Annotated in this window: 23 protein-coding genes and 1 pseudogene; 1 reads left to right on the top strand and 23 read right to left on the bottom strand. The window is 33.8% G+C overall.

The annotated features are described in order from the left end of the window. Positions 1-36 precede the first annotated feature (36 nt). From ACK1U5_RS21435 to ACK1U5_RS21545, 23 genes and pseudogenes are all read right to left on the bottom strand, one after another. Positions 37-1,473: a S41 family peptidase gene (locus ACK1U5_RS21435; RefSeq protein ID WP_000830313.1), complete on the bottom strand. Its 1,437-nt coding sequence runs from the start codon at positions 1,471-1,473 to the stop codon at positions 37-39. A gap of 118 nt (positions 1,474-1,591) precedes the next feature. Beyond that, the gene (gene ftsX, locus ACK1U5_RS21440; protein ID WP_000645027.1) at positions 1,592-2,485 is read right to left on the bottom strand and encodes a permease-like cell division protein FtsX; all 894 of its coding nucleotides are present in this window, start codon (positions 2,483-2,485) and stop codon (positions 1,592-1,594) included. Next, positions 2,475-3,161, bottom strand: a complete 687-nt coding sequence (gene ftsE, locus ACK1U5_RS21445; RefSeq protein WP_000594321.1) for a cell division ATP-binding protein FtsE — start codon at positions 3,159-3,161, stop codon at positions 2,475-2,477. The genes ftsX and ftsE overlap by 11 nt, the downstream gene beginning before the upstream one ends. 284 nt (positions 3,162-3,445) lie before the next feature. Further along, entirely contained in the window at positions 3,446-3,769 is a 324-nt protein-coding gene (gene cccB, locus ACK1U5_RS21450; protein WP_000727971.1) for a cytochrome c551, read from the bottom strand. Positions 3,770-4,209: 440 nt separating this feature from the next. After that, a protein-coding gene (gene prfB, locus ACK1U5_RS21455; protein WP_096001716.1) for a peptide chain release factor 2 occupies positions 4,210-5,308 on the bottom strand; the annotation gives its coding sequence in 2 pieces (ribosomal slippage) (positions 4,210-5,235 and positions 5,237-5,308; 1,098 coding nt in all). 144 nt (positions 5,309-5,452) lie between these two features. Continuing rightward, positions 5,453-7,960 (bottom strand): preprotein translocase subunit SecA, encoded by a 2,508-nt coding sequence (secA, locus tag ACK1U5_RS21460; protein ID WP_000579387.1) that lies wholly within the window; start codon positions 7,958-7,960, stop codon positions 5,453-5,455. A gap of 503 nt (positions 7,961-8,463) precedes the next feature. Further along, the gene (locus ACK1U5_RS21465) at positions 8,464-8,991 is read right to left on the bottom strand and encodes a hypothetical protein (protein ID WP_033671094.1); all 528 of its coding nucleotides are present in this window, start codon (positions 8,989-8,991) and stop codon (positions 8,464-8,466) included. Positions 8,992-9,032: 41 nt separating this feature from the next. Then, complete coding sequence (locus ACK1U5_RS21470) at positions 9,033-9,671, bottom strand: ATP-binding cassette domain-containing protein (RefSeq protein ID WP_048568611.1); 639 nt, start codon at positions 9,669-9,671, stop codon at positions 9,033-9,035. Between the two features lie 3 nt (positions 9,672-9,674). Then, the gene (locus tag ACK1U5_RS21475) at positions 9,675-10,439 is read right to left on the bottom strand and encodes a hypothetical protein (RefSeq protein WP_033667451.1); all 765 of its coding nucleotides are present in this window, start codon (positions 10,437-10,439) and stop codon (positions 9,675-9,677) included. Between the two features lie 71 nt (positions 10,440-10,510). Then, complete coding sequence (locus ACK1U5_RS21480; protein WP_000466510.1) at positions 10,511-11,206, bottom strand: hypothetical protein; 696 nt, start codon at positions 11,204-11,206, stop codon at positions 10,511-10,513. Then, positions 11,193-11,981 (bottom strand): hypothetical protein, encoded by a 789-nt coding sequence (locus ACK1U5_RS21485; RefSeq protein ID WP_000120044.1) that lies wholly within the window; start codon positions 11,979-11,981, stop codon positions 11,193-11,195. The genes ACK1U5_RS21480 and ACK1U5_RS21485 overlap by 14 nt, the downstream gene beginning before the upstream one ends. 27 nt (positions 11,982-12,008) lie before the next feature. Further along, positions 12,009-12,578: a hypothetical protein gene (locus ACK1U5_RS21490; RefSeq protein WP_001211058.1), complete on the bottom strand. Its 570-nt coding sequence runs from the start codon at positions 12,576-12,578 to the stop codon at positions 12,009-12,011. A gap of 117 nt (positions 12,579-12,695) precedes the next feature. After that, entirely contained in the window at positions 12,696-13,169 is a 474-nt protein-coding gene (locus tag ACK1U5_RS21495) for a hypothetical protein (RefSeq protein WP_000511548.1), read from the bottom strand. A gap of 404 nt (positions 13,170-13,573) precedes the next feature. After that, the gene (gene hpf / locus ACK1U5_RS21500) at positions 13,574-14,116 is read right to left on the bottom strand and encodes a ribosome hibernation-promoting factor, HPF/YfiA family (RefSeq protein WP_000671186.1); all 543 of its coding nucleotides are present in this window, start codon (positions 14,114-14,116) and stop codon (positions 13,574-13,576) included. Between the two features lie 322 nt (positions 14,117-14,438). Further along, on the bottom strand, positions 14,439-14,636 hold the full coding sequence (gene cspC, locus ACK1U5_RS21505; RefSeq protein WP_001990088.1) for a cold shock protein CspC: 198 nt from the start codon (positions 14,634-14,636) through the stop codon (positions 14,439-14,441). A gap of 126 nt (positions 14,637-14,762) precedes the next feature. Further along, entirely contained in the window at positions 14,763-15,467 is a 705-nt protein-coding gene (locus tag ACK1U5_RS21510) for a ComF family protein (protein WP_069605023.1), read from the bottom strand. Then, positions 15,467-16,816, bottom strand: a complete 1,350-nt coding sequence (gene comFA, locus ACK1U5_RS21515) for an ATP-dependent helicase ComFA (RefSeq protein WP_000879428.1) — start codon at positions 16,814-16,816, stop codon at positions 15,467-15,469. Before comFA ends, ACK1U5_RS21510 begins: the two co-directional genes overlap by 1 nt. Positions 16,817-17,182: 366 nt before the next feature. Beyond that, entirely contained in the window at positions 17,183-18,253 is a 1,071-nt protein-coding gene (locus tag ACK1U5_RS21520) for an endo-1,4-beta-xylanase (protein WP_061139627.1), read from the bottom strand. A gap of 146 nt (positions 18,254-18,399) precedes the next feature. Continuing rightward, the gene (locus ACK1U5_RS21525; RefSeq protein ID WP_269769369.1) at positions 18,400-18,609 is read right to left on the bottom strand and encodes a hypothetical protein; all 210 of its coding nucleotides are present in this window, start codon (positions 18,607-18,609) and stop codon (positions 18,400-18,402) included. A gap of 39 nt (positions 18,610-18,648) precedes the next feature. Then, positions 18,649-18,714, bottom strand: a pseudogene (locus ACK1U5_RS21530) (hypothetical protein); the annotation flags it as partial. A 943-nt stretch (positions 18,715-19,657) separates the two neighbouring features. Continuing rightward, positions 19,658-21,085, bottom strand: coding sequence for a C40 family peptidase (locus ACK1U5_RS21535; protein WP_069605024.1), 1,428 nt, complete (start codon positions 21,083-21,085; stop codon positions 19,658-19,660). A 148-nt stretch (positions 21,086-21,233) separates the two neighbouring features. Continuing rightward, on the bottom strand, positions 21,234-21,548 hold the full coding sequence (locus ACK1U5_RS21540; protein ID WP_000400857.1) for a winged helix-turn-helix transcriptional regulator: 315 nt from the start codon (positions 21,546-21,548) through the stop codon (positions 21,234-21,236). 171 nt (positions 21,549-21,719) lie between these two features. Continuing rightward, positions 21,720-22,562, bottom strand: a complete 843-nt coding sequence (locus tag ACK1U5_RS21545; protein WP_000684725.1) for a DegV family protein — start codon at positions 22,560-22,562, stop codon at positions 21,720-21,722. A gap of 236 nt (positions 22,563-22,798) precedes the next feature. On the opposite strand from ACK1U5_RS21545, the gene ACK1U5_RS21550 reads away from it, so the two are divergent. Next, a complete protein-coding gene (locus ACK1U5_RS21550; protein ID WP_069605025.1) occupies positions 22,799-23,434 on the top strand; it encodes a YigZ family protein in 636 nt (211 codons plus the stop codon). The last annotated feature ends 34 nt before the right edge of the window (positions 23,435-23,468 follow it).

Consider the following 23,468-nt stretch of genomic DNA (forward strand, 5'->3'; position numbering starts at 1 on the left):
AAAAAAATACAGGCAGCAAACTGCCTGTATTTCTTCTTATTTTGCCATTAATTTTAATGCTGACTGTAATTGTAGATCATTTTCTCCAGAACGAATTTTTTCGATAATTTTAGTTTGAATCGCTTCAGCTGTCTTTTTATCAAGCTGTCCTGTCGCTTCCATCTCATTTGCATTTTGGAATGCTTTCAGAGCCGATTCTGTCTCTTTACTAAAGTATCCATCTTCACGACCTGGTACGTACCCTAAGCTCTTAAGCATTTCTTGAGCATGTTTTACTTGTACATCATTTGAATTGTATGAAAGTGTTTTTTCAATTTGAATTGGTGTCGCATGATAATAATTTGGTTGCTTCACTTCTACTGTTGGCGCGATTCCTTTTTTATGAATCCAGTTCCCATCCGGTGTTAACCATTTAAACATCGTTAATTTAATGTTGCTGCCGTCTTTAAATGGAACAGCTTGCTGGACAGTACCTTTACCAAATGTCTTTTCACCAATTAAATCGTATCCTTCTCCTTCTTTTAGCGCACCCGCTAAAATCTCTGAAGCAGAAGCACTTCCATTATCAATTAATACTGAAATTGGATATGGTTTTCTCTCTTTCAGTTCCGTAGAGAATTTCTTCTTCTCACCATTTCGCTGCTCTACTTGTAGCATCGGCTTTTTATTCGTCATAATTTCCCCTAGTATATCTTCTACACTATTTAAATAGCCACCAGGATTACCACGTACGTCAATAACTAAGCCTTTTATATTTTTCTTCTCTAACTCTTTTAACTGATCCTTAAATTCTTTCGCTGTATTTTCAGCAAAAGAAGTGATTTGCATATAACCGATATCTTTTCCACTCTCTTGCTTCACAGAACTAAATACTGTAAAGATTGGAATCTTTTCACGCTTAATTTTAAATACGATCGGATCAGTTACTCCCGCACGTTTAATTTCAATTGCGACAGTCGTTCCCTTTTTACCACGAATTTTTAATACTGCTTCTTCACGTGATAAGTCTTTCACACTGTTTCCATCTACAGATAAAATTTGGTCATTCGGTTTAATTCCTATCTTTTCTGCTGGTGAACCTTTAATTGGCGATACGATAATAAGCTTACCGTCCGTCTTGTTCACCTCAGCCCCAATCCCCTCTAATTCGGGATCAAGCGATTCACTAAACTGTTTGGCTGTTTCTTTATCCATATACGTGGAATAAGGGTCCTTCAGCGTAGACAACATACCTTGTATTGCACCTTCAACTAACTTTTCATCTTTCACGTCTTCCACATAACGTGAATCAATTAGTGCATACGCCTCATTAATTTTTGCCAAATTCCCTTGCGCAGTGCTAGCATTCCCACTCGAAATTGTTTGCGTTACTTCTGATGGGTTAACCCCAAATACAGACATGCCTGCAAACATTCCGCCAGCACCAATTAAAAATGCAACAACCATTCCAATAATTGCAACTCTACGTTTCAATGCGGAATTCCCCTTTCCAAAACACACAGGTGGTGTAGCAAAAGGCATCACACAGTGTGTGATGCCTTTACCTATTTCTACTATATGATAAGCTTGTACGAATTATGTTTGCAACTTTTTATACTTTTAAGAAGCGACGAATTGACATTACACTTCCCCACATACCGATTAAAGCACCGATTAACACTAGTAAACCAGCTAATTGGAATACGAACGGACTGTATGGTAGAAGCTCGAAAATTGTTCCGCCAAGTTTTTCATTAAACACACCTTGCAACGAATTATACGTAATTAGAATTAGGCCAATTGGAATAATTGATCCTAATACTCCTAAGAATAATCCCTCTAGCAAGAATGGCCAACGAATAAACCAGTTTGTTGCACCAACAAGTTTCATAATTTCAATTTCTGTACTACGAGCATAAATTGTAATTTTAATTGTATTAGAGATTAAGAACATCGCTGTGAATAAAAGACCAGCAATTAATGCAATCCCAATGTTACGACCAGTTTTTACAGTATCAAATAATCGTTCAACTTGCCCTTTTCCGTACTGAACATTACTAACAAACTGCATTTTTTCAACCTTCTTCGCGATTGTCGCTGTATCGGTTGGTTCTTTTGCTTTTACAACGAATACGTTTTTAAGTGGGTTATCTTGTTCAAATAACTCAAACGTTTTTCCACTATCACCTAAGCTTTTAATTAAACGTTTTAACTCTTCTTCTTTAGAAGAATATTTAATAGAATCTACTTTTGCAATCTTACTCATATCTTCTTCTAATTTCTTTTGATCCGCTTCTTTTGCAGCTGGATCAATGTGTACACGAATCTCTACATCTTGCTCTACTTTCGTCGCAAAATGGTTCATATTCATAATCGCTGTTAAAAAGACACCTACAAGTAATAATGTAACTGTTACTGCACTAACAGAAGCAAATGTCATCCATCCGTTACGTGATAGATTCTTTACACCTTCTCGCAAATGTCGACTAAGGGTCTTAGCCTTCATATCCGTATCCTCCCTCAATCTCATCTCGAACAATTTTTCCGCCTTCAATCGCGATTACACGATGACGGATTGTATTTACGATATCTGCATTATGCGTCGCCATAACGATCGTTGTGCCGCGCTCATTAATGCGAGTAAAAATATTCATAATATCAAGAGCTGTTTCAATATCTAGGTTACCTGTTGGCTCATCGGCAATTACAACCTTTGGTCTATTTACAATTGCTCTTGCAATAGCCACACGTTGTTGCTCCCCGCCCGAAAGCTCACTTGGAAGTGCGTCTGCACGATCTTCAAGGCCTACAAGACCTAGAACTTCTGTTACACGCTCACGAATTGCATCCGGTTCTTCTTCAATTACTTCTAAAGCAAACGAAACATTCTCATATACCGTTAATTTAGGTAGCAATTTAAAATCTTGGAAAATTACGCCTAATTGACGACGAAAATACGGAACGTCTCTTTCTGCCAATGTTTCGATAGTAAGTCCATTTACATTAATAGATCCTGTAGATGGTTTCTCTTCACGATACATCATTTTAATAAATGTAGATTTCCCGGCTCCACTCGGTCCAACTACGTATACGAATTCACCTTGTTTAATGTTAACTGTAAGACCAGCAATGGCTTTCATACCATTCGGGTACTCCTTATAAACATTCGTCATTTTTATCATTATTTATCACCCAATACTTAATGATTTTTTTCGAAATACTTTTCTGTACATCTGAAAATAAAAGACATCCTTCATTTTCATTTAGTCATCCTTGTTGAAGGTAGTTTACTTATGCTTTCTCATAAGCAATACCACTCTATGTAATATATTTCAGCAAAATTCTACAAACCCCATTGTAACATCAAACGGTTTCCAATTTGGATACATTTTTGTTACAGTTATGTTACATACCAGAAAAAAGGAAAACGAGCTGACTATATTATCAACTCGCCCATTTCACCTTTTTATTTATGTTCAGCTAACCATTCAGATACTTTTTTCGCATCTTCACCTTGAATAAGTCCTGGTGACATTGAACCACGGCCTTTTTTAATAATCTCTTCGATATCTGCAGCGTCGTACTTACCGCCTACTTTTCTTAAATCAGGTCCAGTTGCCCCTGATAAATCTGTTGCGTGACATCCCGCACAACTTCTTTGGAAAATTTGTTCTGCGCTGTCTGTGCTTGCAGACTGTTTCGAAGACTTACTCTCTTCTTTATTTCCGCATGCTCCTAAAGCAAAAACAACCGATGTCCCTAGCGCAATAGCCAACAATTTCTTTTTCACTTCTATCGCTCCCCATTGTTGATATTCTTTTTATTCCTAACACACTCATTTTCATTATAAGCATTATCTTTATATAGAAAAACTAAGGTGTATTTCATATTCCTCTAAAATACAGTGAGAACCTTGATAAAATAAAGCTTTCATAAGTTGTTTCAATTCTGTGAACAACTTAAAAAACTTCTATAAAGTATCCTTTTTAAAAGGAAAATTAGAAAAGTTCTATATAAATCTTTACCCTATTACCGCTCTATTTTACTATTCTCTACTTTTTACAAAACAATATACAGCATTGTAATCTACATATAATCCCATCAAAAAGAGAAGTTGTCGTTTCCAACTTCTCTTCCTCTTTACTTCATCTATAAAAATAGAATCAAATTCTTTATATCCTCTATTGTCCTCAGCATGCGCCAACAATTTCGTTGGCTTTTTTTCGCTTATTAGATACGAGAACGTAAGTAAGCATCAATAAATGGATCAATCTCTCCATCCATAACAGCTTGTACGTTACCAACCTCCGTATTTGTACGATGGTCTTTTACAAGAGAATACGGGTGGAATACGTAAGAACGGATTTGGCTACCCCATCCGATTTCTTTTTGCTCTCCGCGAATTTCATCTAATTCTGCTTGTTGCTCTTCTAGTTTCTTTTGATATAATTTCGCTTTTAACATTTTCATCGCATGCTCACGGTTTTTAATTTGAGAACGCTCCGACTGACATGTTACAACCGTATTTGTCGGTGTATGTGTAATACGAACTGCTGAATCTGTCGTATTTACGTGCTGCCCACCAGCTCCACTTGCTCGGTACGTATCAATTTTTAAGTCTTCTGTACGTACTTCGATTTCAACTTCATCATTGAACTCTGGTACAACTTCACAAGATACGAACGATGTATGACGGCGCCCTGAAGAATCGAATGGTGAAATACGTACAAGACGATGTACACCTTTCTCTGCTTTTAAGTAACCGTAAGCGTTATGACCTTTAATTAATAAAGTTACACTCTTAATACCAGCTTCATCACCTGGTAAATAATCAACCGTTTCTACTTTGAATCCGCGTTTTTCAGCCCAGCGTGTGTACATACGTAATAACATAGAACCCCAGTCTTGTGACTCAGTTCCACCTGCACCTGGATGTAATTCTAAAATCGCATTATTTTTATCATAAGGATCACTTAATAGTAACTGAAGCTCATACTCATTCATTTCTTGAATTAAGCCTTTTACTTCTGATTCTAATTCCTCATGTAAATCTTCATCATACTCTTCTTTTAAAAGCTCATGCGTGATTTCTAAATTTTCAAACGTCTCATCTAACTGACGGAACTTTCCAACCATATCTTTTAACGCATTCGCTTCATTAATTACAGCTTGTGCGCCTTGTTGGTCATCCCAAAATCCTGCGCCCATCATTTTTTCTTCTAATTCTGCAATTTGTTTCTCCTTAGTAGGGAGGTCAAAGAGACCCCCTAAAAGCCGCTAATCGCTTAGCCATTTTCTCTAATTCCTGTCTAATTTCTACTAATTCCATTTCCTTCACCTCTATGTAATTGCTGTTACTTTCGTATGAAAACAAGGGAAACTCTCTCCACTTATTACGGAGAGAGTTTAATCCTTCTTAATTATACATTTTTGATATAAAAGTTTGCAAAACAGCCAAAGCTACCGTCCTATATTACTGAACGATACCACAGCAGTTTTTATATTTTTTACCGCTACCACATTTACATAAATCGTTGCGGCCCACTTGGTCACCTTTTACAACTGGCTTTTTCTTTGCTTCTTCGCCATCGCTAGAAGGATGAACAGCTTCACCTTGAACAACTTCTTGACGTTCTAAGTTTTGTTCAATTTCAGCTTTCATAATGTAACGAGAAATTTCCTCTTCAATAGAAGCAACCATTGACTCGAACATCGCGAACCCTTCCATTTGGTACTCACGAAGTGGATCGATTTGACCGTAAGCACGTAAATGAATACCTTCACGAAGGTGATCCATTGCATCAATATGCTCTGTCCATTTCGTATCTACAACGCGGAATACAACAACCTTCTCAAACTCACGCATTTGCTCTTCTGGCATAAGCTTTTCTTTTTCATTGTATCGCTCTATTAATTTCGCGATAATCGGTTCGCTCATTTCCTCAGGAGCAAGGCGACGTAATTCTTCTTCTTTTACATCTCCGTCTTGAAGAAGGTTTGTATTTAAGTAGTCAACAAGACCTTTAATGTTCCAATCTTCTTCAATTTCCTCTTGCGTATGAAGGGCAACAGCACGTTCTACTGTAGATTTCATCATACCTTCAATAATGCCGCGTAAGTTGTCAGACTCCATTACCTCTTGACGCTGTTTGTAAATAACTTCACGTTGTTGACGAAGTACATCATCATATTGCAGTAACTGCTTACGTGCATCATAGTTATTTCCTTCAACACGTTTTTGTGCAGATTCTACCGCACGAGAAACCATTTTACTTTCAATCGGCTGAGAATCATCCATACCAAGGCGGTCCATCATTGCTTTCATATTATCTGAACCAAATCGGCGCATTAATTCATCTTCCATCGATAAGTAGAACTGCGTAACACCAGGGTCCCCTTGACGACCAGCACGACCACGTAACTGATTATCAATACGACGACTTTCGTGACGCTCTGTACCGATAACTGCTAAACCAACGTTTTTCACATCGTCTCCAAGCTTAATATCTGTACCACGACCTGCCATGTTCGTCGCGATTGTTACAGCACCTTTCATACCAGCCTCTGCAATGATATCTGCTTCACGAGCATGGTTTTTCGCATTTAAGATGTTATGACGTACACCTTTACGCGTTAACATTTTTGAAATAAGCTCTGAAGTTTCAATTGCAACTGTACCTACAAGAACAGGTTGTCCTTTTTTATGACGATTTACAATATCCTCAACAACAGCATTGAACTTACCTTCCATTGATTTAAAGATTAAATCGGCACGATCATCACGAATAATCGGTTTGTTTGTCGGAATTACAATAACGTTCATATTGTAAATGTTACGGAATTCCTCTTCCTCTGTTTTCGCTGTACCAGTCATACCAGATAATTTTTCATACATACGGAAGTAGTTCTGGAATGTAATTGTTGCAAGCGTCATGCTTTCATTTTGAATTTCTACACCTTCTTTTGCTTCAATCGCTTGGTGTAATCCTTCGCTATAACGACGACCTTTCATAAGACGACCAGTGAATTGGTCTACAATTACGATTTCGCCTTCTTGTACAACATAATCTGTATCACGGTGCATAACAACGTGTGCACGAAGCCCCTGATTAATATGGTGAAGAAGTGCTACATGTTTTAAATCGAATAAGTTTTCAATATGGAAAGCTTTCTCCGCTTTCGTAATACCATCTTCTGTTAGCATTACATTTTTCGTTTTCACATCAAATGAATAATCTTTTTCATTTTCTAACGTACGAACAAATGCATTTGCAAACATGTATAGCTCTGTTGATTTTTGAGCTTGTCCTGAAATAATAAGCGGCGTACGTGCTTCATCGACTAAAATAGAATCGACTTCATCGATAATAGCAAAGTGAAGTGGACGTTGAACGCACTGCTCTTTATATAAAACCATGTTATCACGTAAGTAATCGAATCCAAGCTCATTATTTGTGCTATACGTAATATCAGCAGCATAAGCCTCTTGTTTCTCTTCGCGTGACATACTATTTAAGTTAATTCCTACCGTTAAGCCAAGGAACTCATGAAGTTGTCCCATTTCGCTCGCATCACGTTGTGCTAAATATTCATTGACTGTAACAACATGAACACCTTTTCCTGTTAAAGCATTTAAATATACAGGTAATGTAGATGTTAACGTTTTACCTTCACCCGTTTTCATCTCAGAAATATTCCCTTCATGTAAGGCAATACCACCCATTAACTGTACGCCATATGGACGCATTCCAAGAACACGAGTTGCCGCTTCGCGAACAACTGCAAAAGCTTCAGGTAGTAAATCATCTACTGTTTCACCTTTTGTTAGACGTTCTTTAAATTCAAGCGTCTTTCCTTTTAATTGTTCATCAGTTAGTGGCTTAATAGATGACTCTAATGCATCAATTTGCTCAACTGTCTTTTGCATACGTTTAATTTGGCGTTGATTTACATCAAACACCTTTTTTAAAATACCGATCATAGGAAATACGCTCCTCTTTTTATTAAAATAAAACTTCCGATTGTTTTTCTTTTTCTCTATTACAATCAGTCGTTATAAAAATCAAATGTATGTTATGCCAATTTTTCTCCTAATTAAAAAAACTAAAATGTATATACCTAATGATAATTGTAACACTTGTCTTATAACTATGACAACAATCGGCAAGATGTCGGGCCTTATATTCAAAAAAAGTTTTTATTTCATTTGTTACGTTCCTTTTCTCTGTCTCGCTATTTCAATTTCACGTTACAAATTTCGTATTAAATCTAAGTCATATTCTTTCAAGTTTCCTTTTAAAGAATATGACTACCAGAAGTTCCTTAATAAAATCTAAATCAACAATTACAAAAAGCCGGAAACTTTGCAGGTGCAGCATCCATAGATACTTACACCTACAAAAAAACTCCGACTTTAAAAGATATTGTTATGTTGCAAGATCTACAAACACCATTAAAATATAGCTGTATCAATCATAAATTTTATTAATTTATCGGTATTTCTAATTCATGATATTTCCCTTCCTTATCTTTTATACAAGAAATGAATTTCACTTTAGTTGATTCATTTGAAAAGTTTTTATAATTTTTATAAGGGTCATCTCCTATAAAATAATTTGTCCCTATATACCCTCGTACTGTTTTACCAGCAGGTATTACAGGATCAAACTGATATTTTTTAGGTAATTCCATTGAATAAGGGATTAAATTATAAAACTCACCTATTTTAGAATAAAACATTGTATCGGAAATAGACTTATTACTAAGCAAGTTAATATCTCGATTTGTTGTATTTGTAATATCTAAAGGTAAAACATACGTCACTACTTCACGGTCTTCATAGGGATCATAAACTTTTGTAGGATCAAGAGGATTGAGTGCATGAAACGTAACTCCTTGCCCATCTTCAAAAGTTCTATTAGATAAAAACTCATCTTTTACCACTTTATAAGATTCATTATTAAGATTTAATGTTTTAAATCTTAATAAACTAGCAAATATACATAGCAACAGACACAATCCAATACTTATTAAGATATGTTTTCTCGTCACTCTTAATCTACCAACTTTCCATTATTAACATGTACAATACGATCTACCATTTCATTATCTAGAACATGCACATCATGACTGGCTACAACAATAGTCGTTCCCTTGGCTTTTTCTACTTTCAAAATATCTAAAACATCTTTTATCCCATCACTATCTAAAGCATTAGTTGGCTCGTCTAATAACAGTAATTTTGGTTGTTCCATTAAAGCTTGCGCTATCCCTAAACGTTGTTTCATACCTAAAGAGTATCTTTTATACTTTCTCTTATCTGTTTTATCAAGTCCAACCCTTTGAATAATATTATAAATCTCCTCATCGGAGATTTTATTGTTAATCGATGATAAAAATTTCAAATTCTGAAAACCAGTATACCCTGGAATAAAACTTGGATATTCAATCAATATTCCCATAGAATCAGGAAATTGCTTTTGTTTTCCAATCATTTCATTATCTATATAAACAACTCCAGAATTCAAGCGCATTAACCCTGATATAGCGCGTAAAATCATCGTTTTACCAGAGCCATTATGCCCCTTCAAAACTAAAAATTCGCCTTTTTTTACTGACAAACTAATATTATCTAACACAATATTTCCTTTTAATCTTTTCGTCATACATTCACATTTAATATAATTGTCCATAAATTATTCACCTATCACATCTAGTTTTTTAAAACAAAAACTACCTAATAAAATCATTACAACAACAATTACTACTCCTATTAAAAGTAAATCATTATATTGAATAGATTGATTATTACCTAAAGTCAATTGAATTGAACTGTGATCAACAAAATACCAACGATTTGGCATAACAAAAGAGCCTAAAAAATAAATACTATGAAAGAAAATAGACAAAAATAGGTACAACAACATTAGTACAAAAACAATAGTTATCGGTATATAAAAAGTTAAAAACTCAAAAATCAAAGCTAATAAAAAGCTTATAATTATTTGAATTAGCATAGTACCTAATATCTTATAAGGAAATTGACTATATAAATTTAAAAAATTATACTCGCCTAAAGAAAGCAAATAGTAAGCGCTAAACCAAATAAAATACATACCAATCCAAATAATAATTATATAAAAAAACAAAGATAATATTTTCGTTAACCACAGGAAATGCTTCTTCTTAACACGAGGAAATAAATAAACACCATTCTGTTGAATATCTGAAAAAGCAAAATTCCCTACAAGCAACAAAGGAGTGATTTGAAAGAATATCCAATAAAAAGGGATAGAAAATCGCCCCTCCTTATAAAAATAAGATAAATCCACAAAATCTACTCCATGAAAAAATCGATAAAAGGTAACATCTACTAATACAGATTCTTTACCATTACTAAGAGGCTGATTGTATAAAAAGGCAATTGCAATAATAGCGTAAATTAAGAATAAAAAAACCATTATCTTGATGGAATCTCGAAACCTTACATATAAATCTCTTTTTAACAAATAATATAAGATCATAATGTAAACTAGACCACCTCTGTCTCATCATTCATAGAAATATAACTTTTTTTAGATAAAATCCATACACTTATAAAAAAGATAAAAAAACAGCCAAATAAGCGTATAAATAAACCAGTAGCATCTTCAAAGACATTTATATAAAAAGCATTTGTAAATAAAAATCCATGTAATATAAATCTATCTAATAAAACAGCAGTAATCATACATATTATTACAAGTAAACTAGGTAAAAATAATTGCAATAAAGCACTTATCATACATATAAAAACACTCGCAAATAATTGAATGCAAAATAATAATGGATAATTTACATCAACACTAGTTACAGCCATCATAGTTGACATCAAAAACAACTGTAAAATCATACTCCCAGCAAAAAAGTAAACAAAAACGAATAATTTTAAATAATATATAGAAACCAATTTCAATGCATTATTCACTCTGTAAACAACATAAATACTAAAAAAGTTCGACATAGAATATACAGAAAAAACAATTGTTAAAGGAATAAATATAGTCGACAAATTATACAACGACATAACCTTATACAAAGCTTCCAATTCGTTCATTTTCTCTTTTACAATTCCGGGTTCAAAATAATTGAACAAGCAACCAATGATACTAACATTAAGTACAAAAAGAATACTTAACCAAACATATTTCATCCTTATAGTTTCTTTCATAACATTATAAAAGAACATGCTTCCTACTCCCCCGTAAATAAAGAACTACAGAACAAAACCAAATACATAACAGTACACTAAGAAAAATTTGTAATTCAAAAAAGCCAAAATCTTTAATTAAATAATCTTTAGGATTGAGAATCCCTTTTCCAATACCAAGCCAAAAAATATGTAAAATAAATGGAACTAAATAAATAAAATAAACTCGTTTTATAAAAAACGAAACTGATAAAGCTAAACTCGAAAAAACCGCACCGTATAAACCATTTAAAAATACATACATTAGAAAATATAAAGTAGGGTACTTATAATAAACTATATGAAATTGAGCTGTTGGCGAAACAGTAGAAGCCATATAATTTAATATTGGATGCGGAGCAACTGTTGGATAAGTCATCACATATAAATAAAAATTAAATAGTAAAGGGACACTTATAATAAAAAAAGATACAATAAAATTAATAAAATAAAGCAGCTTAAAATAATAACATGTTCCCATCTTAGAAATAACAGGATAAATAAATCCATAATTTTTATCAATTCTATAAATCCCTGCTACAGCCATTGCGGAAAGCATAGGAAATATAAGTAAATAAAACTCACTATAAAACGATAATCTATTAAAATATAAAATATTAGATAAATATGGGGATACCTTTATAATCCCAGCATCGTTAAATCCTTTAGTTGTCACAAACATAGCAATATATTGAGCAATAACAATTACTAACATAATAAATAAAGACAACCAAAACATCCTACCTTTTAAAATCCTTCCTAAAAAGTAACTCATCTATAGCTCCTCCATAAACCATTAAATTTAAATCTTTTTTAATATGAACAATTGATCCGCAACACCATAACATTTCTTTTCTTTATTTAACCAAATGTAACGAAAAGAAACATTTGCTCTCTCTCCTTCAAATTTAGGAAACTCAACTTCATACTGATAAACATCATTTGTGCCTTTTCTTTTTACACTCTTAACTTCTTGTTTCCACTGAATTACTTCTCCATCAGTTTGTTCAATCCGTCCCAAGAGATACGTTGGTTTTTTCTTATTCGTAACACCCGTCAAAAAAACATAATAATTTTCTGGTATAACTCCTAATTTCAATTTTTTATTTGAAAGCTTATCCTCTATTAAACTATCATTTTTTTCTATTTGTCCTTGAAAGAAATCATCACCATTTTCACTTTCCAAAAACACTTGTTCAAAAATAGTATTTTTGTTAATTCCTTTTAATTCAATACTTTTCAAATTATCTTTTTCCGTTAAAGTATCTTCAATATGTACAATAGGTTCATCTACTTTCTTTTGACAAGAAACTAAGAAACTAATACTCAATATAAAAAAACAAACTAAAATATATTTTGAAATAAACCTCATTACAGCTCCTCCTATTTTAAAAATGAAATAGCAGGAAAAGTCGTATAATCCGGATTTGAAACTATACGACTTTTTCTAGCACTATAAAATAAATAATTTCAATTTATAATTTCTAAATCAATATTCAATGTAAGGTCCACTAGGTCTTACACTATCAGGACTCCAAGCAGTAGGATAAGCATTATTTTCTCTAGAATAACCACCAAATCTCACAGGCACATTTTTCCCATGGTTTTCATATGCATAATTTTGAAAAAGATATGTTCTACCTGGTATCACTGTTCCTTCATGCTTACCTGAAACATTTACCCATTTTCTATCTTCTGCATTTTTATTTTTATCTGCTTCTGTCCAAACATTGAAAGAACCTCCGCCCTTCTCACTGCTCTTCACACGCATATACATAGAGGTAGGCGTCTCTTTAGGACGTGCATTAGTATAATCATATGGACTCCAAAGTCTAAAGGTAAAATTCACATGGTCATCCCTTGTACTAGCCTTAGCCGGTTCGGTTAAAGCGAAAGTACTAGCTAAAATACCTAACGATAAAACAGATCCAAACATAAAACGACTTTTTTTCTTAATTCCCACTAAAAGCACCTCCGATAATTTGTAGCATTATATTGATTGTATTTTTCCACTGAAGGAACAAAATCAATATAATACAATATTATGGTAACAACACCTCAACACACCTTCAATGGATTTCAGAATATTTAATATTACTTTTACACTTGCGAACATTTCGTTAAATTTTTAAAAACAATACTATATCCCTAGCAAAGAATTACTTGTAAAGGTAGCTATATTCCTATGCTTGTTCCAAATAATAAAGAGTAACTCACCTCTCTAAATTTCGAATTTTTTCCTGCTGTTTTGAGGAAATACCGCCTAAAAATCATTTCTTAATGAAATCGGCTACTTATAAAACTTTTTTAACCTTGCTGCGAAAAATACAAAAAAAGCGCAGCCATTTCGGCTGCGCTTTCGAATTATTATTTAGTTTCGATTAAACCGTATTTCCCATCTTTACGGCCATATACAACATTAGTTTCGTTTGTATCAGCATTTGTGAAGACGAAGAAATTATGTCCTAGCATATCCATTTGTAGGATTGCCTCTTCAACGTCCATCGGTTTTAAATCGAATCGTTTTGTACGTACAAGTTCTAATTCATCTTCTTCTACCTCATCCAAAACAGCTACTGCTTCTGGAAGGATAAAGTTCGTTTTCATAGAACCTTTCTCACGTAACTTACGATTTACTTTTGTTTTATGTTTACGAATTTGTCGCTCAATTTTATCAACTACTAAATCGATAGCAGCGTACATATCGCTATTAGTTTCTTCTGCACGAAGTAATAAATCAGTAAATGGTATTGTTACCTCGACACGTTGCTTGTCAGAGTATACTTTTAAATTAACTTTAATCTCTGGGAATGTATCAAAATAACGCTCTAACTTACTTAGTTTTTTCTCTACATATTCCTTTAATGCTGGAGTTACTTCAATATTTTCACCACGAATGTTGAATTTCATAGATGAATTCCTCCTTTCAAGCCTATGTATTATAATTTCGACATTGGCTTAAAAACTCCTTCTAACTTTTTTAAAAAAATTAGTAGAATTGCAATTTTTTTATCGTTTTTTGTTGAAATGAAAAGATGCATCGTTTCTATCTTTATTTTATCCTATTAACATCGTGAATAACGAATGTTTCTGTGGACAATTCGTTACAGAAAAGAAACAACTTTTTGACAACTTACCCTATAACAAAAACCCCTTGCGAAAAACAAGAGGTTCTACTACATATATATAACGTTGCCACAAACGCAGCTTTCTCTTCCAAAAACAATATACCCTACAGTTTCACAACATTAGCTGCTTGTGGTCCACGTGCTCCATCTACAATGTCAAACTCTACTTGTTGCCCTTCTTCTAATGACTTATATCCATCTTGTTGAATAGCAGAAAAATGGACAAATACATCGTCACCATCTTCACGCTCAATAAACCCAAATCCCTTTTCTGCATTGAACCATTTCACTCTTCCTTGCATGTTCATTCCATTCCCTTCACTCTAAAAATCAGGGCATTCGCCCCATATTTTGACTATAACGAATGACAACATATGAAGTCAAAGAAGACTTATCGCCTTTTTATTATCCCTTTCGACACTGCCATATTAACTTCTACAAAGTGTCAAACTAGATACTTCTCTTGCCCCTCTTTCATATAACAAACTTCCGATTTGCCTAACTGTAATCCCTGTCGTATACACGTCATCAACGAGTAAAATATGTTGCCCAGAAAACATCTCTTCTCCCTGAAAATAAAAAGGATTGCTTCCTGACACCCTTTCTTTACGTGTCTTCTTACTTTGCTTTTCTGTTTCCCTTCTTCTTAATGATGGATAAGAAATTTTGACAGGCAAACAAGTTGCTAATAGCTCAGCTTGATTAAAACCACGTTCAATTTCCCTTTCCTTACTAAGCGGAACAGCGATAACAGTTGAAACATTGGCAAAATGCTTTTGAAATAAATTTCGAAAAGGACGATAAAAAATGTGCACTAACTCTGCATCCCCCCGAAACTTAAACTGCGCTACTATTTCTTTCATCTCATCATCATACATATATAACGAACGGTTTTTAAAAGAACGATACTCCTCCTCTTTCATCCACCTTATACAATCTATACAAATAACGTCTTCTTGAAATGAGGCAGGAACAAATTCTAAAGGCCGCCCACATTCCATGCAAATTTCTCCTATAATATAGGAAAGTTTCTGCTCACATCTATCACATATATATTTTCTATGACACTTTACAAAAAAAGTGTACCAACTAATCTTTTCTACAAAACACTCATCACAAAGTAAACAATGCATTAATCGATCAATCCTTGTTCTTTCGCATTTTTATTCATACCTTGAATATGTTTTTTCGCGCGCACCATCGCCTCTGTCTTGCCATAGTGAAAATAAATGACCTCTCCATACGGTGCTTCAAAGCTCCGCCCTGCTCGGCCCGCAATTTGTACGAGCGCACTTTCTGAAAATATTTCTTCTTCCGCCCCTAAAACTGCAACTTGCAAATTTTTCACCGTTACGCCTCGCTCTAAAATTGTCGTTGTAACTAATAATGGGATTTCTCCCTTTCTGAAAGCCGCTACTTTTTCTTTTCTCCCTGGATCTTCTGCATGTACACCTTCAATTCGATTGTTTAATGGTTTTAACAACAAGCTTATTTCTTCTATATATCGCACATGGGGGACGAATAAAAAAATAGGGAATTTTTTATTTAAGTATGTTTGTAACCACTGTAGTAAAACTCGAGGAATTCTTTTATGAATGAGGTTTTTTTTCCAATTCCCGCACCAACAAAATAAAGGAACTGGCAAAGGATGACGATGATATCGTCCAGAAACAATAACACCTTTTTGTTTACCTTGTTTAAGTTTTCGCTTCCACGTTTCATCTGGAGTCGCAGTTAAATAAATACGCGCCGCTTTTTCTTTCATCGCTTGTTTTACCGCGTACTGTAACATTTGATCTGCACAATATGGAAACGCATCTATCTCATCTACAACCATGACATGAAACGCCCTATAATAACGTAATAATTGATGCGTAGTCGCAACGACTAGTACTGCATCTTTTTCTTTATCCACACTCCCTCCATATAAAGCCGCTACCTTTATATATGGAAATACTTCTTGCAATCTCGGCGCTAATTCCAGAACAACATCCGTTCTCGGCGTTGCGATACAAACTCTTTCTCCTTTTTGAAGCGCTTCGTTAATTCCGTAAAACAACATCTCTGTTTTCCCAGCCCCGCATACAGCCCAAATAAAAAATGATTCTTTTTGCTTAATAGCCTCTATAACCCCTTGCGCCGCCAAATTCTGGCCAGTAGACAACGTCCCGTTCCACTGTAACAAATTTGAATTCTTTTCTCTCTTTCTTTCAGCAATCCCGCGAACAAGTACAGCACATTCACTTACTCTCCCCATCGTTATACACTTCCGGCAATATGCGCACACTTTACTGCACCTTTTACATAAAAACGACGCAAATAGCCGCCGATCTACATTTCCGCAGCGTTGGCACATATATTTAGAATTCTTCTTTTTTACACCTTGTACACATACGATCTCTCCCTTCTTTTTCAAATCGTTTAATTCCCTCTGTAAATCTGAAGAAAGTTCTTCTAATAGCAACTGTTTCCCCGCTAGCATCAACAATCACCTCCAGCACTACTATAAACCTTTCTCATCATCTCGTAAAAACTTAAAAAAGCCGATAACCTACTTATAAAATAGTAAGCTATCGACTTTATACACGTTTTTTATTCTTTTATAAATCCTAGAATCGACCGTATCCTAAGAAATGTTTTCTTTATCATGCATGAATATCTTCAATATAATGTGTAGTATTTCTAATATAATTATTTTATACCTAACAGTTACAAGGTGTATTTCCATGTTTTGAATCTTTGATTTTTCCAGCTTATTTCCCTTACACTTTCCATTTCAAAACAAAAAGAAAAAAATTGCTACATACTACTCTTAATCTATAAAAGTCATATTTCATTCAAAGATCACCTATTTTTTCAAAAGCATACCTTGAATTGCCTTATATGCTGGTTTCGGATTGTAATTTTCATCGAAAATAAGCGGTTTATCATCTTTTCCTGTATATTCAGGAACCCAAGTATATTTATCTGTAAAACCCCACATTACAAACGTACTGCAATTTTCATTTGAAAGACAGACATTCAAGGTATCCTTATACATATCTGCTTGTTTTTCTAAGGTTTTCTCTAATGATCCAGTACTATTTTGAACTTGAACATCCATTTCAGTTATTTCCACTTTTAAACCGACTTTAGCTAATCGTCTTATATTATTAGAAATCTCTTCATACTTAATTGGCTTATCAATACTCTTATGCATTTGGAATCCTATACCATGTATTGGCACATTACGCTGCTTAAAGTCTTTAAAAACATTATATATAGCATCAGATTTCTTATTCAACTCATCATTTCTATCATCATTGTAAAATAATAGAGCAGATGGATCTGCTTCATGTGCCCATCGATATGATAACTCGATATATTCTGGTCCTATTTTCCTTAGTAAAAAGTTATCTCGCAGTGTTCCATCATCATTAAATGCTTCATTTACAACATCCCATGCATACACTTTCCCTTTATATTGACCAACCACCGTTTGAATATGTTTTTTTAAGATTCCTTTGAGTTGCTCCCTTGAAAAATCTCCTTTTGTTACCCAATCAGGGAGAGTGTTACCCCACACTAAAGTGTGCCCTCTTACCTTTTGGTTATTTTCTAGAGCGAAATCTATTAGACGATTAGATTTTGAAAAATCGTATCTATCTATTTCAGGGTGTATACTTTTGAATTTTAACTCATTTTCTAAAGTAACTACATTAAATTCTCTTTTTACAACTTTTTTATATTCTTCATCTTCCATAAAGGCAGAAGTATTAATCGCCGTTCCAATTAACACTGAATGATCGGACGCATATTTACGAAGAGGTGTTTCATCCTTTACCTTGTTACATCCGACTATGCTAAAAACTAAAAATAATAAAACTATTAATGTGAAATTACTTTTCAATCCCAAATTAAATTTTTTTACGAATTTCATATTTCTCCCTTCTTGTTTCCATACTACGTTTTAATTGTAAATTCCAAAAAAATATATCAGAAAATAAAAAAGAGTAGATTAGAACCACTCTTTTCGTTCTGAAAATCCATATTTTATTAAAAATAATTTTTTTTATATTTAATGGTTTAAATTACATAACCTGTTCCATCTTTTAGTTTTTCAATCATCTCTTCTTTCTTTTCTTCAGATATATTACCTCTTTCGGTCCAACTTTCATCAAACAACATTCTACTTTTCATTTTATCTTTTTCTTTTTTTAAATAATCGTCAGTACTTCCTATAACACGAGCTGGATTTCCAACAGCTAATGAATTATCAGGTATATCATTAGTCACTATACTTCCAGCCCCAATTACTACATTATTTCCTATTTTCACATTCGGAAGAACGGTTGTTTTCGCGCCAATAAATACATTATTCCCTATTCTTACAAGACTTATTTTGTGTAATTCAAATGTGTTTTTGTACTAGCATCATGCACCAATATATGTACTCTAGGAGCAAATGTAACATTATCTTCAATGGTAATTAGCCAACAATGAGAATAGTCTATAATACAATGATCCAACCTTTTAAAATTTTCCCCCACCCTTAACCCTTTACTAATTAAAAATTCAGTAGGGACTTCCCTCCTTAACTTCGATTTCATAAATAATTTTATCTTAGAAAACATAACCCCTATTACTCCCCCATATATAAATCGTATAGTAACATATTATTACAGAAAGAAACAGAACATCTTGTTCACTTAATTTTTCTCAGAAACAACTACTATTATAAATATCACCATTTAAAAAATACTTCGATACTAAGGTAGAGTCTTTCAGAGTTAGAAACTTTATATAATAATATATAGATTAAGTCTTAGAACTAACACTACTAGTTTTAAAGGAGAAATTATGAAACTTAGGAACTCATACGACATTGCTACATCTATTTATTTTTTTTTTCATTAGGAATTAATGTTAGAAACGATATATTTTCGATTGAATTTTATGTTTTAATAGGAATAACACTGTCCATACACACATTCTAAACAACATGTATAGTTAAGTATTTATAAAAATTTAACACTTCTTTTGGATCACCTTTTAGTAAAAATCATTTGACAGTATTCAGGCTACCTTCTATTCCGCCATCCCCGTTAGCTCCAAAATTCTCAGATGTCACAATTGAAATTCCAATTGATTCCCCTGCCAATCAGGTGGTATTTTTTACGATTTTAGACAAGATCCAAACTGCATGTCCCAGTATGTTTTCTCCACAATTCGGCACTACTATAAACCTTTCTCATCATCTCGTAAAAACTTAAAAAAGCCGATAACCTACTTATAAAATAGTAAGCTATCGACTTTATACACATGTTTTATTCTTTTATAAATCCTAGAATCGACCGTATCCTAAGAAATGTTTTTTGTTATACGAACTGTTAATATCACCGTACGCAATTCCTTTATCGCTAGCATGGATCATTTGGCCATTACCAACGTAAATACCGATGTGAGATGGGCCTGCTTTATAAGTACCTTGGAAGAATACTAAGTCTCCTGGTTGTGGGCTACCTACTTTAGAAACTGAGTTCCAGTAACCTGCAACGTCTTGACGACCTACACCAAAGATGTAAGAAATGAATCCACTACAGTCAAAACCACCATTTGATGGAGATGCACTTCCCCAAACATATGGTAAACCTAAGTAGCTTTGCGCTTTACCAATTACGCCACCCACATTTGGAGCTGGTTTTTTCTCTTCTTGTTTAGGTGCTTCTTTTTTAGGCTCTTCTTTCTTAGGCTCTTCCTTTTTAGGTGCTTCTTTTTTAGGCTCTTCTTTTTGAGCTTGTCCACCATTGTTTGCCGGTGCAGCTTGCTCTGCAGGTGCTTGTGCTGGTTGAGCTTGCGCATCTTTAGCAGCTTGCTCTGCTTGTTTTTGAGCAGCAGCTTCTTGTGCAGCTTTTGCTTGTGCTTCTTCTTCGGCAATGCGTTGTAATTGTAATGCTTGTTTCTCAAGCTCTTTCAATTGACCTTCCGTACTTGTCATTGAAGTTACAACTGTATCCATTTTACCGCTTAAATCGTTTACCGCTGTTGCTTTTTTCTCTTTTTCAGCGTCAAGTTCTTTCTTAGCAGTTTCAATTTGAGCTTGTGCTTCTTTTAATTCTTTTTGTTTTTCTTTTACCGTTGCAACATCTTTTTTCACACTAGCTTGGTCTTCTTGTTGTGTTTTCATGATATCTTCATCAGACTCAAGAATTTTAGAAACAGAAGTTAAACGATCAACTAAATCTGCAACGTTTTTAGAGTTTACAAGAACTTCTGTTACAACGTTCGTATTTGGTTGTTCTTGAAGTGCAACTAAACGCTTTCTTAATAACTCTTCACGTTTTGCAATCTTTGTTTGTAATTCTGCAATATCTTTATTTTTCTTTTCAATTAATTGCTCAGTATCAGCAACTTTTTTCGTTGTTTCATCAAGCTTTGCAGCATTCTCTTGAACAGATTTATCTAAACCTTGAATTGTTTTGTTTAAGTCATTCATTTGTTTTTGTAATTCATCACGTTCTTGTTGTTGTTTATGTAAAGTGTCATTTTGCGTGTTAATTTGTGATTTCACATCAGAAATTTTATCTTCTGCAAATACATTTGGTGTTAGCCCAGAAAACATTAATCCTGCAACTAATGCACAAGATGCCATTTTTAGCTTTTTCATTTTATTTTTTACACCGCTTTCTTTTTTCTTTTTCCGTATATAACCTATAAAATTTATACCATAATTCGGGATTTTTTTTGCTAATGTTACGTTTTTGTAAAACAAATGTAATATTATATGTAGCTCTAGCGCAAAATGCGTATATTTTTGTATGTATGTGTAGAAATTTATATACTTTTCTCACTTCTATAAACAAAGAAAAAACGTAAGGAATTCCTTACGTTTTATTAAATATACGAATACAGATGAAATGCTACTTCATCCATTTCTCAGCCCAATTTTGGACCTCATCCATAACACTTTCTAACGCTTTTCCCTTGTCAGTTAAGCCATACTCGATTCGAACTGGTACTTCTGGATAGACATTACGAACTACAATGCCCTCGCTTTCCAATTCCTTTAAACGCTCTGACAACATACGATCGCTCATATTTGGGATAATATCTGCGATTTCTCTAAAACGTTTCGACTCTTCAAGCAAAGATTTAATAATTAAGCCAGTCCACTTCTTACTAAGCAGAGTAAAAGCTGACTCAAACTTTGGACATAAACAAGAATTATGCTCCATATGTTTCACCTCTCTTCTATTATAATATAGTTTCTTGTAAAAAGTAAGTTATAAAACTTTCCTCATTATTTTATTTTACGTACATTTTACCATTTCCAAATATTAACTTGTCAACTAAACGTAACATACCCGTAAAAAAACCCTCTTAAAAAGAGAGCTTTTATATCTTTATTACTTCGTATACCATCCAAGACCTAATGCACCTTCACCTAAGTGCGTACCAATTACAGCTCCAAAATAACCTGTACGAATTGTGACGTGAGGATATTTTGCTTCTAATTCTTTCTTCCATTCATTCGCTTCTTCTTCACGTTGCGCATGAATGATAACTGCTTCCATAGGTACACCTTTACTTGCTTGCTCATCAAAAATTTCAATGATACGTTTTAATGCTTTTTTACGTGTACGAATCTTTTCAAACGGAATAATGATTTTATCTCTAAAATATAAAACTGGCTTCACTTGTAACAGACTGCCGATGAAAGCTTGCGCGCTATTTAATCGACCACCACGTTGTAAATGATGTAAATCATCAACTACAAAATAGGCGTCCATCGTTTTCTTCATTTCATCAAAACGAGCGATAATCTCTTTCGGGTTCTTTCCTTCACTTGCTAACTTTGCACCTTCACGCACATAAAATCCTTGTACTTCACAACTAATTTCAGAGTCATACGTGTATACATCAATACCCTCTACCATCTGTCCAGCTGTCGTTGATGTTTGATATGTACCACTAATTCCACTTGATAGGTGAATACTAATAACTGCATCATAATCTTTAGCTAGTTCTTCATATAGCTCAACAAACTTTCCGATTGCTGGTTGAGAAGTTTTTGGAAGTTCCTCTTGTTCACGTACTTTCACATAAAAATCATCTGCTGAAATTTCAGCTTCTTCTTGATAAGATTCTGTTCCAAACACAACGTTTAATGGAATCATATATATATTGAGTTCATCACGAATTTGCTTCGGTATATATGCCGTACTATCAGTAACAATAGCTATTTTCATTTTCGTACCTGCCTTATAAAAAGTTTTATTTCCTAATTTTACACGAAAACTACAAATGGTGCATCCATACATGAAAATGCCGGTTGAAATTATACCTACCATCTCGACAAATTACAACAAAAAGATAAAATACTCACCAAAAACTTCAGCATATTTAGAAAAAATGTTTGAATATAAAAAGGCTCGCTTTTAAAATGGAAAGTACTAGTCATTTTGATAGATAGGGGCGTACACAAGTGCTATTACAATATTTTACAATCAAAGACTACGGCGAACACGAAATCGTCATTCAAAAATCAAGATTTATTTGTTATATTAGCCGAGCAACAACTGAGGAAGAGGCTCAAGAATTTATACAAAAAATAAAAAAACAACATTGGAATGCAACACATAATTGTTCCGCTTATTTAATTGGCGAACAAGATCATATTCAAAAAGCAAATGATGACGGTGAGCCTAGCGGTACAGCTGGCGTACCAATGTTAGAGGTACTAAAAAAACGCGGACTAAAAGATACCGTCGTCGTCGTAACACGCTATTTTGGTGGCATTAAACTTGGCGCAGGTGGATTAATTCGTGCATATGGAAAGTGTACAAGCGAAGGCATTAATCATGTCGGTGTTGTCCATCGAAAACTAATGCGTGTGATGCAAACCGAGATTGATTACACATTACTTGGCAAAGTGGAAAATGAATTACGCAATTCAAAATATGCCATTAAAGATATTCATTATCTAGAAAATGTCACATTTGATACGTATGTAGAAGAAGACGGCAAACAAGCATTTACAGATTGGATGATTGAATTAACAAACGGGAAATGTACAATTACAGAAGGAGATATGTTGTACTTAGAACAAGATGTTATCTAAGAATAACCCATTTATCACCTTCAAAGATTAATGT

It is taken from the genome of Bacillus sp. XB1, assembly GCF_053557995.1.